Annotated in this window: 10 protein-coding genes and 1 pseudogene; 5 read left to right on the top strand and 6 right to left on the bottom strand. The window is 63.1% G+C overall.

Features of this window, described 5'->3' with window-relative positions:
- Both F757_RS36760 and F757_RS0131670 read right to left on the bottom strand, forming a co-directional pair.
- Positions 1-317, bottom strand: a pseudogene (locus F757_RS36760) (collagen-like triple helix repeat-containing protein); the annotation flags it as partial.
- 223 nt (positions 318-540) lie between these two features.
- Positions 541-1,704: an iron-containing alcohol dehydrogenase gene (locus F757_RS0131670; protein ID WP_027214851.1), complete on the bottom strand. Its 1,164-nt coding sequence runs from the start codon at positions 1,702-1,704 to the stop codon at positions 541-543.
- 382 nt (positions 1,705-2,086) lie between these two features.
- Here F757_RS0131670 and F757_RS0131665 point away from each other — a divergent pair, with 382 nt between their 5' ends.
- On the top strand, positions 2,087-3,097 hold the full coding sequence (locus F757_RS0131665) for a TauD/TfdA family dioxygenase (protein WP_027214850.1): 1,011 nt from the start codon (positions 2,087-2,089) through the stop codon (positions 3,095-3,097).
- 355 nt (positions 3,098-3,452) lie between these two features.
- The gene (locus F757_RS0131660; RefSeq protein ID WP_027214849.1) at positions 3,453-5,681 is read left to right on the top strand and encodes an NADP-dependent isocitrate dehydrogenase; all 2,229 of its coding nucleotides are present in this window, start codon (positions 3,453-3,455) and stop codon (positions 5,679-5,681) included.
- Positions 5,682-5,791: 110 nt separating this feature from the next.
- Here F757_RS0131660 and F757_RS0131655 read toward each other — a convergent pair whose 3' ends face one another.
- From F757_RS0131655 to F757_RS0131645, 3 genes are all read right to left on the bottom strand, one after another.
- Positions 5,792-6,019, bottom strand: coding sequence for a hypothetical protein (locus F757_RS0131655; RefSeq protein WP_013342380.1), 228 nt, complete (start codon positions 6,017-6,019; stop codon positions 5,792-5,794).
- A 370-nt stretch (positions 6,020-6,389) separates the two neighbouring features.
- Entirely contained in the window at positions 6,390-7,232 is an 843-nt protein-coding gene (locus F757_RS0131650) for an alpha/beta fold hydrolase (protein WP_027214848.1), read from the bottom strand.
- A 211-nt stretch (positions 7,233-7,443) separates the two neighbouring features.
- Positions 7,444-8,337 carry a LysR family transcriptional regulator gene (locus F757_RS0131645; protein WP_027214847.1) on the bottom strand — a complete coding sequence of 298 codons (894 nt, stop codon included), beginning with the start codon at positions 8,335-8,337 and terminating at the stop codon, positions 7,444-7,446.
- Between the two features lie 100 nt (positions 8,338-8,437).
- Between F757_RS0131645 and F757_RS0131640 the strand changes: the two genes are divergently transcribed.
- Genes F757_RS0131640 through F757_RS0131630 form a run of 3 tightly spaced genes read left to right on the top strand, consistent with a single transcriptional unit; the run spans position 8,438 to position 11,448 of the window.
- A complete protein-coding gene (locus F757_RS0131640; protein WP_027214846.1) occupies positions 8,438-9,745 on the top strand; it encodes a CitMHS family transporter in 1,308 nt (435 codons plus the stop codon).
- Between the two features lie 25 nt (positions 9,746-9,770).
- A complete protein-coding gene (locus tag F757_RS0131635; protein ID WP_027214845.1) occupies positions 9,771-11,129 on the top strand; it encodes an acyclic terpene utilization AtuA family protein in 1,359 nt (452 codons plus the stop codon).
- 1 nt (position 11,130) lies between these two features.
- The gene (locus tag F757_RS0131630) at positions 11,131-11,448 is read left to right on the top strand and encodes an AtuA-related protein (RefSeq protein WP_027214844.1); all 318 of its coding nucleotides are present in this window, start codon (positions 11,131-11,133) and stop codon (positions 11,446-11,448) included.
- A 35-nt stretch (positions 11,449-11,483) separates the two neighbouring features.
- Here F757_RS0131630 and F757_RS0131625 read toward each other — a convergent pair whose 3' ends face one another.
- Complete coding sequence (locus F757_RS0131625; protein WP_027214843.1) at positions 11,484-12,194, bottom strand: FadR/GntR family transcriptional regulator; 711 nt, start codon at positions 12,192-12,194, stop codon at positions 11,484-11,486.
- Positions 12,195-12,484 lie beyond the last annotated feature (290 nt).

The following is a 12,484-nucleotide window of genomic DNA, read 5'->3' as shown; positions in this document are numbered from 1 at the left end:
CCCGAAGTACCCGAAGTACCCGAAGTACCCGAAGTGCCGGAAGTGCCGGAAGTGCCGGAAGTGCCCGAAGTGCCCGAAGTACCCGAAGTGCCCGAAGTGCCCGAACTTCCCGAACTTCCCGAAGTCCCCGAAGTCCCCGAAGTCCCCGACCCGCCCGAACTTCCCGAAGTCCCGCCTAAACCTCCTCCGCCGAGCCCGCTGGTATTCGGCGTGAGCCCGGTCTTTCCCGGTGTAGTGAGCGTCGATCCGCAGCCGTAAAGTGCGAGCAATGTCGACGTCGCGACAGCGATAGCAGTGCGGCCAGCCAATTTCATCATGATGTCCCCGTTGAAAGTTGTTTAACGGGGACATCTCTGCAAGTCCTACGCCATTAGTCTGAAAAAAGCGCGAAGCCCGAAAAAGGCATTTAGAAGTTGGCCAGTGATGGCGATTTGCAGAATTAAACGCGAAAAACCCGTCAAAAGCCGGGCGCCCGCGCGCCGATGTTCCGTCCAGACGCTACGTAACGCACGGGGTTCCCCGTAACGGCGCGCCCGCGTTTCAAAACGCGGCCTGATAAATTGCCAGCGCGTCGTCCTCGCTGACAGGCCGCGGGTTGTTCACGAGCAGCCGTGTCTGCAACATGGCGTCGCTCGCCATCCGCTGAAGTCCATCGTGCTGGATGCCCACATCGCGTAATCGCGCCGGAATCGCAGTGGCTGCAATCATCTCTTCCAACTTGTCGATGAGCGCATTTGTCCTGTTTTCAGCGCTGCCCGTTACACCCGGCACGACCACCTCCGCGAGTTCCGCATACAGATGCGCTGCCGCTTCAGCGTTGAAACGCAACACATGCGGCAGCACGAGCGCGTTCGAAAGCCCGTGCGGCACGTGGTAAATACCGCCGATCGGATACGCCAGTGCATGCACGGCCGCCACCGGCGAGTTCGCAAACGCCTGTCCCGCGAAAGTCGCGCCTAGCAGCATCGCCTCACGCGCCGCGCGGTTGCTGCCGTCCTGGCAGGCGGGCAGCAGGTTGCGCGACAGCAGCTCGAGCGCCTTTATCGCGAGCATGTCGGAGATCGGATTCTTCAGGTGCGCGGACGTGAAGGCTTCGATAGCGTGAACCATGGCGTCGATACCGGTCGCCGCCGTTGCGGCAACCGGCAGCCCGAGCGTCAGTTCGGCATCGAGAATGGCGAGGTCGGCGATCAGTTGCGGCGCGACCACGCCCATTTTCTTCGCCTCGCCCACCGTGACAATCGAGACAGCCGTGACTTCGGACCCGGTCCCCGCGGTCGTCGGCATTTGCACGAGCGGCAAGCGCGACACGGTGATCTTGTTGACGCCATACATGTCGCCGAGCGCCTGCTCCTGCTGCGGGGCGAGCACCGCGATCAGCTTGGCCACGTCCATTGACGACCCGCCGCCGAGCCCGAGCACGATCTCCGCGCCGGCGCTGCGCGCCCGGGCTGTCGCTTCAAGTACCACGTGTTCGGGCGGATCTGCGATCACGTCGTCAATCACGGTTGCTTGCCAGCCATGCGCCGCCAGATCGGCGAGGGCGGGGGCCAGCAAGCCGCTTTGGTGCAGAAAGCCGTCCGTGACCACGCATAAACGTTGAAGCGCCGGAAACTGCTCGCGCAGCAGCGCGCCCAGCCGACGCGCCGCGCCGAATTCGACGACGAGCGTCGGCACCGTTTGAAAGCGGAATACGTTCGTCATGTCGCGTCTCCAGACCACATTTAGTTTTGACCGTCGCGCCGGTTTATCAGGCGGCGCATGTATCAGTTGTACCAGATCTGGCTCGGCCGCTCAGCACCAGATGGTGGTAGATCTGCGTCCTCGCAGGCGGCGCTGTGCATTCCCTGCGCGGATATCTCAGATGGTTGTTGAGAATGATTCGCGTTTGCGTTAGATTGTCACCGTCTCGTTGTTGCTCGCCGGAGCAGTTCGTGAGATTGCCTGTACGAATGCGCTACCGCGAGTGTCGAGCGCGGCGCGTCGTTGGTGGCTCGTGCCACCGGACCAGGCCGCCCACGTCAGCACCGCACAACTGCGCGCGCCCGCCCAACGCCGGCGCGCCGCGTCTGCCAGAGGATTTTCCATGACCCTGCTTTCGTTGTCGCACCCTACGTTTGCCGATCTCACCATCGAGCCGGGACTGCCCACCGTGGTCTCGCCGCGCGCCGGCGCCGAGCTGTCACTGAGCGAGGCGATGCCCTTGCTGCACGCAATCGTCGACGAAAGGCTGGAGCGTGCCGGCGGCGTACTCTTCACCGGCTTTCGGGTCGAATCGATCGACGCATTCCAAGGTTTCGCGGCTTCGTTCGGGCATCCGCTGATCGGTTATGAATTCGCGTCTACGCCGCGCAGCCAGGTTGAAGGCGCGGTGTACACGTCGACGGAATATCCGCCGCATCGGTCCATTCCTTTGCATAACGAACAGTCGTATACGCGTGAATGGCCGTTGCGCATCTGGTTTCACTGTGCACTCGCCGCGCGTTCCGGCGGCGCGACGCCGATCGCCGATAGTCGCGCGATTTATCGCGCGCTCGACCCGGCGCTCGTCGCGCGCTTCGCGAGCCGGGAACTGCTCTATGTGCGCAACTTCGGGCAAGGGCTGGACCTGCCGTGGGAACAGGCGTTCGGCTCGGACGATCCCGCAGTGGTGGAGCGCATTTGCCGCGCTCGCGGCATCGAATGCGAATGGCGCGACAGTGACGACGGCGAGTTGCTTCTGCGCACGCGCGAGCGCTGCCAGGCGGTGGCGCGGCACCCGCGCACGGGCGAAAGCGTCTGGTTCAATCAGGCGAACCTGTTCCACCTTTCGTCGCTCGACGAGGACATGCAGGAGGCATTGATCGATTCGGTGGGTCTCGAAAACGTTCCGCGCAATGTGTATTACGGCGACGGCGCGCCGCTGGAAGCCGACGCGCTCGCGGAGATTCGCGGGGTGCTCGATGAGCAACGCATCGTGTTTCCATGGCTGACCGGCGACGTGCTGATGCTCGACAACATGCTGACGGCGCACGCGCGCGACCCGTTCGAAGGACCGCGCAAGGTGGTGGTGGCGATGGCGCAGAGCTATCGCGAAAACGACGGGGTTGCTGGTTAACAACCGGGTGCCGCAGCGAAATTAAGCGTTTGACTACATTGATGGGCCGCGCCGCCCTCAAGTTGAGAGTCGTTCTCATCAAGCAGAGATTTTTGACCTTGGGTCATCTATAAGACATATGTCTTTCGGGCTAGGTCAAATCGCTCAAACCCTTGTCAGGCGGGCATCCGGCTAGTTTCGCACGGTTGTTCGACATGTTTGTTTAGCAGCAGAGCGGGCAAAACACGCATATACTCACGCTCGGGCCGCAAAAAGTAGTGCCGTGGGTCGCGCTGCGTTTTGCCGCTTCGCCGCAATTCGCTGGCTCAGCGCTTCCAACGCTCTGTCTCTCACTTCATCTAGCAAAGCATCAAACATGTCCACACCGCCGAAGATCATCTACACCCTCACCGACGAAGCGCCTGCTCTGGCGACTTATTCGCTGCTGCCGATCGTCAAGGCGTTCACGCGCTCGTCCGACGTGATCGTTGAAACGCGCGACATCTCGCTTGCCGGCCGGATCATCGCTGCATTTCCGGACTACCTGAGCGCGGAACAGAAGGGTTCGGACGATCTGGCGGAGCTGGGTGGACTCACCACGCGTCCCGAAGCGAACATCATCAAGCTGCCGAACATCAGCGCTTCGGTGCCGCAGCTGAAGGCCGCAATCACCGAATTGCGCGACCAGGGCTACAAGCTGCCGCCGTATCCGGACGTCGCCACGACCGACACGGAAAAAGACGTCAAGGCACGCTACGACAAGATCAAGGGCAGCGCGGTCAATCCGGTGCTGCGCGAAGGCAACTCGGACCGCCGCGCACCGCTGTCGGTCAAGAACTATGCGCGCAAGCATCCGCACAAGATGGGCGCGTGGGCTGCCGACTCGAAGTCGCATGTGGCGCACATGAGCGGCGGTGACTTCTACGGCAGCGAAAAGTCGGCGCTGATCGGCGCGGCGGGCACGGTGAAGATCGAACTCACAGCCGCCGACGGCACGAAGACGGTTCTGAAGGAAAAGACCGCGGTGCAGGCGGGTGAGATCATCGACGCTTCGGTGCTCAGCAAGAACGCGCTGCGCAGCTTCATCGAGGCGCAGATCAACGACGCCAAGGCGAACGGCGTGCTGTTCTCGGTCCACCTGAAGGCCACGATGATGAAGGTGTCCGATCCGATCATCTTCGGCCACGTGGTGTCGGTGTTCTACAAAGACGTGCTCACCAAGCATGCTGACGCGCTGGCGCAGGCAGGCTTCAACCCGAACAACGGTATCGGCGACCTGTACGCGCGCCTGAAGGACCTGCCGGCTGACACGGCCGCACAGATCGAAGCCGACATCAAGGCACAGTATGAGCAGCGTCCGCAACTCGCCATGGTCAACTCGGACAAGGGCATTACCAGCCTGCACGTGCCGAGCGACGTGATCGTCGACGCGTCCATGCCGGCCATGATTCGCGAGTCGGGCAAGATGTGGGGCGCGGACGGCGCGCTGCACGACGCCAAGGCCGTGATTCCCGACCGTTGCTACGCGGGCGTGTACCAGGCTGTGATCGAAGACTGCAAGAAGAATGGCGCGTTCGACCCGGTCACGATGGGCACGGTGCCGAACGTCGGCCTGATGGCGCAAGCCGCGGAAGAGTACGGCTCGCACGACAAGACTTTCCAGATTCCGGCCGACGGCGTGGTTCGCGTGACCGACGCAAGCGGCGCGGTGCTGATCGAACAGACGGTGGAAGCTGGCGACATCTGGCGCATGTGCCAGACGAAAGACGCGCCGGTGCAGGACTGGGTGAAGCTCGCGGTGAACCGCGCGCGCGCCACCAACACGCCGGCAGTGTTCTGGCTCGACGCAGCGCGTGCGCACGACGCGCAGATCATCAAGAAGGTCGAACAGTATCTGAAGAACCACGACACGAACGGGCTCGACATTCGCATCATGACGCCGGTCGAGGCGACGAAGTTCTCGCTGGAACGCATCCGCGCCGGTAAGGACACCATTTCGGTCACCGGCAACGTGCTGCGCGACTACCTGACCGACCTGTTCCCGATCATGGAGTTGGGCACCAGCGCGAAGATGCTCTCCATCGTCCCGCTGATGGCAGGCGGCGGCATGTTCGAAACCGGCGCGGGCGGCTCGGCGCCGAAGCACGTTCAGCAACTGGTGGAAGAAGGCTTCTTGCGTTGGGACTCGTTGGGCGAATTCCTGGCATTGGCTGCGTCGCTCGAACACCTGAGCAACGCGTACCACAACCCGAAGGCGCAGGTTCTCGCGAAGACGCTGGATCAGGCAACCGGCAAGTTCCTCGACAACGACAAGTCGCCGGCGCGCAAGGTTGGCGGTCTCGACAACCGTGGCAGCCACTTCTACCTCGCGATGTACTGGGCGGAAGCACTGGCCGCGCAAACCGAAGACGCCGCGTTGCAGGCCCAGTTCGCCGGCGTGGCGAAGGCAATGGCCGAAAACGAAGCGAAGATTCTGGAAGAACTGCGCGCAGCGCAGGGCAAGCCGGTGGACATTGGCGGTTACTACCGTCCGAACGTCGAGCTGACGAGCAAGGCCATGCGCCCGAGCGCCACGCTGAACCAGATCGTGGACTCCATCGCGTAAGGTCGAGGCGCTTAACCAGTAAGCGCAGTAAGCCGTCACAAGGAAGATGGCGCTTTCGGGCGCCATCGTCGTTTCTGGCTCCGTCACGTGGACACGCGTCATGCGGTCCATCAAACGTGAACAATTTCCCAGTCGCTCAGTTTCTCCGGGATTTCGAGCGTCGACGTATCGACTTCGGACAGATGCGGGCAGGTCAAGCCGCGCGCGAGGTCGTCAGCCGCCTGCTGCGGGCTCGAAAACTCGCCAAGTTTGTCGTTGCCGTAGGTTGCTTCCCAACCGTCCTGGCCGGGCAGAATGTAGAACGCTCCCTGGGTCGATCCAAAGCGAAAGCCTTTCATTTTTAGTCTCCCAATTGCCAATAAAAAATCGCGGTGCGTCGGCGGTTTCATGCACGGCATGTGGGGCGCAGTCGGGATCGTGTCATCCCACCTGTTGGACTGCACCGCATGAAGCGCCTGCTCTTGTAAAAGAGTCTACGTCAGCAGGCAGCGGCGCAAGCCGATGAAAGGCGGTTCGATGGAACGAAATTTTTCTATAAAAAACAATGGTTTGCTCGCCACGTTTTGCGATATGCAACGCGGGGCGACATTGCGAAACGGCGGATTTGTGCCACGCACCACGGTTTTTTACGAAGCAAGCGCGCGTGTCACATCGTGAAAAATTGGGGGTTCCGGCGATACAGGTGTGGATGCGTTACACAGACGCGCTTCACAAAAGCACGCGGGCAACAAAATCCAGCATTACTTCATTGAACAGCGCAGGCCGTTGCAGCGGCGCGAAGTGACTGACGCCGGCAAGCACCCGCAACCGCGCGCCCGGAATACTGTGTGCGAGGTATTCGGCATGGTCGGGCTTGATGAACTCGTCATGCTCGCTGTGCGCGATGAGGACCGGTACGCTTACGCGCGCCAGGTCATCCGCTGTGTAGTTGGGCTCAGTCCTCATCATTTCGGTCACGGCCGTGACGAAGGCGTCGAACTCTTCCGGCGTAGCGGAAAGCCGCGCATAGTCCTCACGGTGACGGTTGAAACAGCGGTCGATCACCGGCGTCGCCACGAACTCCTTGGTGCCGCCAGGATCCATGTTGCAGCCAAAGAAGAGCACGCCGGCAACGCGCTCCGGCGCCATCATGGCCAGCACCATCGCGACACAGGCCCCGTCGCTCCAGCCGACTAGCGCCGCTTGGCGGAGAGCGAGCGTATCCATTACGGCGAGCACGTCGGACGCCATCAGTTCGTATTTGTATGGACGTTCATCGCGCGTGCTGCGGCCGTGGCCGCGGCTGTCGATCACCACCACAGAGCGGCCGGCATCGAGCAGCGCTAGCACCTGGTAGCTCCAGTTGCCGCTGTGACCAAGCCCGCCATGCAGCAGGATCACCGGCTTGCCTTGGCCCTTGCCGTTGCTGTAGGACGCATACCAGATTCGCGCGCCTTCGCGCTCCACCCAACCCGAGTCGGTCCACGCGGGCAGCGGCGGCGTGCCGTGCGCCGCGAAATGCTCGAGCGTGTCGTCTTGCGTTTCTTCTCGTGTTTCGTGGGAAGAGGCCATTGCGGTTGTCTCCGTATTGTTGATTGCGGGCAGCAGTCGAGGTTCTGGTGCTCACGCAATGGGCTGTGCCACCGCGTCGCTACGTGACTGCGTGAGCGTGCCAGCATCGCGGCGCAAAGCAATCCACCTACGGAATTTAGCTGGTTCCGGCCGGCCGCGCCGCGCAGCGAACCCCAACCCGAAGTCAAGCCGTCCCCCTCCCGCCCGGCGCTCAATCGGACTGCAGCTTCTCAATCATCATCCCCACGAACGTCTCCGTGACGGGCGGCAAGGTGCGCCCGCGCTTCTTGATGAGCGCGATAGGCCGCGTGAACGCCGGGTCGTCGACGGGACGCGTCGCGAGCTCCGGCTCAGCTCTGACTTCGCGCGCCGACGCCGGCAGTATCGTCACGCCTAAGCCCGCGCGGACCATCGCGACCGCGCTCATCATGTAAGTCGGTTCGCAGGCGATCTCAGGCACGCACCGCGCATTCGCAAACGCGCTGTCCACCACCGCCCGCACGCTCGTGCCTTGCGCGGTAAGCACCAGCGGCGTCGCGGCAAGGTCCGCCAGTTCGATGCGCCGCCGCTTCGCAAGCGGATGCCGCTTCGGACACACCACCACAAGCCTGTCGATGCCCGCATGCAGCACTTCCAGATGTTCGTCGTCGAGCTCGCCGCCCGTGAGCCCAATGTCGGCCTCCTCGTTGCGCACCAGCGTATTGACCATGCTCGCAACGACGTCGCGCACCTGAAAGCTCACGCGCGGCACCGCTTTCTTCAGCGTCTGTACCAGCTCAGGCAGCGAACTCGCCGCGAAGGTCGGCAAGCAGGCAATGCGCACGGTGCCGCTCGCGCCGTGGCCGAGGGCCCGGGCGTCGATCACGACCTGCTCCATGTCGTGCAAAGACTTTTGCAGCAGCGGCAGCAGATCGCGGCCGGTCGCCGTGAGCACGACCTTGCGGCTATTGCGATCGAACAGCCGCAGGCCAAGCGTTTCCTCCAGGCGCCGGATCTGCACTGTCAACGCCGGCTGCGAAAGATGCAGACGCGTGGCGGCCTGCGTGAAACTGCCCGTTTGCGCGACGGCCACGAAAGCGCGAATGTCCCGAAGGTTCAGATCCATACTCGTTTGTAATTGCTGCGATCAAATCATTTCAATTGTGTTATCGCTGCGAGAAACTTACGCTCGATCACAGCAAAAAACAACATTGGAGACAAAGCACATGCCACTGCCATTGCTGGGGCTCGCCACCATCGTCGTGCTGCTGGGCGCCATTCTGTCGAAACGCATGTCGCCGCTGGTGGCGCTCATCATCGTGCCGATCGCCGCGTCGCTGCTCGGCGGGTTCGGGTTTCAAACGAGCAAGTTCGTGATCGACGGGCTAAAGGGGCTCGCGCCCGTGGTCGGCATGTTCGTATTCGCGATTCTTTACTTCGGCACCATTACCGACGCGGGCACGCTCGATCCGATCATCGACCGCATTCTGCGCGCGGTCGGCACCCGTCCGACACGCATCGTGATAGGCACGACATTGCTCGCGCTGCTGATCCACCTCGACGGCTCGGGCGCGGTGTGCTTTCTCGTGACCATTCCGGCGATGCTGCCGCTGTACGACCGCCTCAAGATGGACCGGCGCGTGCTGGCCGCGGCGGTGTCGATGGCGGCTGGCATCAACTTTCTGCCGTGGACCGGGCCGATGATCCGCGCGTCCGCTTCGCTGCATCTGCCGGTCTCGTCGCTGTTCAATCCGCTCATTCCGGTGCAGGCAATCGGCCTTGTTTTTGTGTTCGGCGCCGCGTTCTGGCTCGGACGCCGTGAGGAAAAGCGGCTGGGTCTCACCGCCGCGAGCGGCTCGGTGCCCATGCCCAGGCGCGAACTGACGCCTGACGAGCAGGCCCTGCGTCGTCCGAAGAACTTCTGGTTCAACATCGTGCTCACGCTAATCGTGCTGGGCACGATGGTCGTGATGGGCGAGAAAATTCCACCCGCGATCATGTTCATGGTGGGTCTGTGCATCGCGTTGATGGTCAATTACCCGGACGTCGACATGCAGCGCAAACGTGTCGATGCGCACGCACGGGCCGCGTTAATGATGGCCGGCATTCTGCTCGCAGCCGGCGTGTTCACCGGCGTGATGCAGGGCAGCGGCATGTTGAAGGCAATGGCGCAAGCGGCGGTCAGCTTCGTCCCGCCCGCGATGGCGAGTCACATTCCCGTCGCGCTCGGCATTGTGTCGATGCCGCTTAGCATGCTGTTCGATCCCGATTCGTTTTACTTCGGCGTGTTGCCGGTTATCGCGGAAGTGGCGGGTCAGCTCGGCGTGCCCGCGGTGCAGGTCGGCCAGGCCGCGTTGCTCGGCCAGATGACGACGGGCTTTCCCGTCAGCCCGCTAACGCCCGCCACCTTCCTCGTGGTCGGCTTGTGCGGCATCGATCTCGCCGATCACCAGCGATTCACGTTTCCCCTGTTATTCGGCGCAAGCATCGTGATGACGATTGCCTGCGTCGCGCTGGGGATATTTTCACTGTGAGTTTGACGAAAAAGAGATCAGCAGCATGACAGTCACTCAGCGGCAACACCTTGTGCGAATCGGTGCGGGCGCGGGCTATTCGGGCGACCGCATCGAGCCCGCGGTCGAACTGGCGGAGCGCGGCGCGCTCGACTATCTCGTGTTCGAGTGTCTCGCCGAACGCACCATCGCTATCGCGCAGCAGGCGCGCAGTAAAGACCCCGAGCATGGCTATGATCCCTTGCTCGAAACGCGCATGAAGGCAGTGCTGCCCGCGGCGCTGCGCAATGGTGTGCGCATTGTCTCGAACATGGGCGCTGCGAACCCGCTGGCGGCGGCGCGCAAGACGGCCGAGGTAGCGCGCTCGCTGGGCCTTGGCGGCCTCAGAATCGCCGCGGTGACCGGCGACGATGTGCTCGACGCGGTGCGCAGCGGCGACTACTGCTTTGAGGAGTCCGGCGAGCGCGTTGCGGACTACGACGCGCGGCTCGTTGCCGCGAACGCCTATCTGGGCGCGGGTGCGCTCGTCGAGGCGCTGGCGGCCGGCGCGCAGATCGTCCTGACGGGACGCGTGGCCGACCCGTCGCTGTTCGTCGCACCGCTGATCCACGAATTCGGCTGGCGCATGGACGACTGGCCGACGCTGGGTCAGGCAACCGTCATCGGCCATTTGATGGAATGCGCGGGGCAAATCACCGGCGGCTATTTCGCGGACCCCGGTTTCAAGGACGTCCCCGCGCTTGCAAGGCTCGGCTTTCCGATCGCGGAAGTCGATGCGAACGGCGCCGTGATCATCACCAAGCTCGAGGACGCAGGCGGTCGCGTGACCGAGGCGACCTGCAAGGAGCAGTTGCTCTACGAGATTCACGATCCCGGGCGCTATCTGCAGCCGGACGTGGTGGCCGACTTCTCGCGAGTACGCGTCGAGCTGGAAGGCCCGGACCGCGTGCGCGTGAGCGGTGGCAATGGCGGACCGCGTACCGGTACGCTGAAGGTGTCGGTTGCGTATTTCGACGGGTTCATCGGCGAGGGGCAGATTTCGTATGCGGGTCCGGGCGCGATGGTGCGCGCTCGCCTCGCGCTCGACATCGTGCGCGAGCGGCTCGCGCTAACTGGCGCTCAGGCGCACGAGGTGCGGTTTGATCTGATCGGTGTGAATGCGTTGCATGGCGAGGCCCTGGCCGCCGGTTTCGCCGAGCCCTACGAGGTGCGGGCGCGCGTGAGCGGACGCGCCGCATCGCTCGCACAAGCCGTGCAGATCGGCAACGAAGTCGAGACGCTTTACACGAACGGTCCGGCCGGCGGCGGCGGCGTGACGAAGTCGGCACGCGAAGTCGTCGCGGTTCAGTCAGTGCTGTTGCCGCGCGAACTTGTGAAGCCGACGTTCACGATGGTGGAGGCGTGAGATGAAACTACGTGAGCTTGCTCACTCTCGAACCGGCGACAAGGGCAATACGCTGAACATCTCGGTGGTTTGCTACGACGCACGGCACTACGAGCATCTACGCACGGTGTTGACGGCGGAGCGCGTCAAGGCGCATCTCGCCGACGTCGTGCGCGGCAGCGTGGTGCGCTACGAGCTGCCCGCCGTTGCGGCGTTCAACTTCGTGCTTGGCGATGCGCTCGGCGGGGGCGTCACGCGTTCGCTTGCCCTCGACGCACACGGCAAATCGCTAAGTTCCGCGTTGATGGGGCTCGAGATCGAAGCGCCGCCGCGCGGCTGAAGCGGCACACCGCGGCGGGCCTCGTTGGTATCCGGCTACGCTCCCGGCAGGCTTGACTCGTGCGCGCGGCGCAGCCGTTCACGGCTGTTGCTCAGATGCATGCGCATTGCCGCGCGGGCGTCGTCGGCATCCTGGCGCTCGATTGCGCGATAGATCAACTGGTGTTCGTTGAGCACGTGGCGCAGCGTTTCGATCTGATCGAGCCTGGCAATTTCGGCGGAGCCAAGACGCGTGCGCGGGCTCACGCCGCTTCCCAACTGGCTCAACACGTCGAAAAAATAACGGTTGCCGCTTGCACGCGCGATCTGCAAATGAAACTCGACGTCGTGCGCGAGCGTGTCGGTGCTGCCACGCTCGAGTTCGGACTCGAAGCGCTCCAGCGCCGCGCGCATCTGCTTCAGGCTCTGGTCGGTGCGCCGCGCGGCGGCGAGCGCGGCCGACGCCGCTTCCACGTCGATACGGAATTCGATGATCGCCATCACGTCGAGCATGCTCGACAGATCGGCGGCGGGCAGTTCCATGGCTTTCTCGGCGGCGGGCGCGAGCACGAAGGTGCCGATGCCGTGCCGCGTTTCCACCACTTTGGCGGCCTGCAGGCGGGAGATCGCTTCGCGTACCACGGAGCGGCTGACCGACAGCTGCTTCATCATCGCGACTTCGGTGGGGATGCGGTCGCCTGGTCGCAGGACGCCGCGGCGGATGTCATCGGAAAGGGTGGCCACCACTTTCTCAGTAAGGCTGCTCATTGCTTGGCTGGTTGACTGATCGGCTGGAAATGCGTGTCCCGCGGGGCACGGCCGACGTCAGGGTGACGTCTGGACATCAGCCATCATAGCGTCTGCGACAAAAATCATGACTTGTCAGTGATGCAAGCTTGCGTGATGTTCGCAGACATCAGACGTCTGAGTATGGCCGTTAAGCACGATCGCGGATTGCACTTAATACAAGCACCTGACAGCGCCGACCCATCATGCCATACGCCTCCGGCCCGGCAGGGTAAACACCACATTGGAAGTTGCTGGGCTGTGGTTGTAGA

The organism is Burkholderia sp. WSM2232 (assembly GCF_000472545.1).
In the GTDB taxonomy this organism is placed as follows: Bacteria; Pseudomonadota; Gammaproteobacteria; order Burkholderiales; family Burkholderiaceae; genus Paraburkholderia.
The sequence above is the reverse complement of the archived record's forward strand: the minus strand, read 5'-3'. Positions and strand labels throughout refer to the sequence as shown.

Bases quoted from the DNA above. Each gene is read 5' to 3' on its own strand.
- F757_RS0131635 (WP_027214845.1), top strand. From the start codon at position 9,771: ATGACAGTCACTCAGCGGCAACACCTTGTGCGAATCGGTGCGGGCGCG.
- F757_RS0131640 (WP_027214846.1), top strand. From the start codon at position 8,438: ATGCCACTGCCATTGCTGGGGCTCGCCACCATCGTCGTGCTGCTGGGC.
- F757_RS0131625 (WP_027214843.1), bottom strand. From the start codon at position 12,194: ATGAGCAGCCTTACTGAGAAAGTGGTGGCCACCCTTTCCGATGACATC.
- F757_RS0131645 (WP_027214847.1), bottom strand. From the start codon at position 8,337: ATGGATCTGAACCTTCGGGACATTCGCGCTTTCGTGGCCGTCGCGCAA.
- F757_RS0131655 (WP_013342380.1), bottom strand. From the start codon at position 6,019: ATGAAAGGCTTTCGCTTTGGATCGACCCAGGGAGCGTTCTACATTCTG.
- F757_RS0131660 (WP_027214849.1), top strand. From the start codon at position 3,453: ATGTCCACACCGCCGAAGATCATCTACACCCTCACCGACGAAGCGCCT.
- F757_RS0131630 (WP_027214844.1), top strand. From the start codon at position 11,131: ATGAAACTACGTGAGCTTGCTCACTCTCGAACCGGCGACAAGGGCAAT.
- F757_RS0131650 (WP_027214848.1), bottom strand. From the start codon at position 7,232: ATGGCCTCTTCCCACGAAACACGAGAAGAAACGCAAGACGACACGCTC.
- F757_RS0131670 (WP_027214851.1), bottom strand. From the start codon at position 1,704: ATGACGAACGTATTCCGCTTTCAAACGGTGCCGACGCTCGTCGTCGAA.
- F757_RS0131665 (WP_027214850.1), top strand. From the start codon at position 2,087: ATGACCCTGCTTTCGTTGTCGCACCCTACGTTTGCCGATCTCACCATC.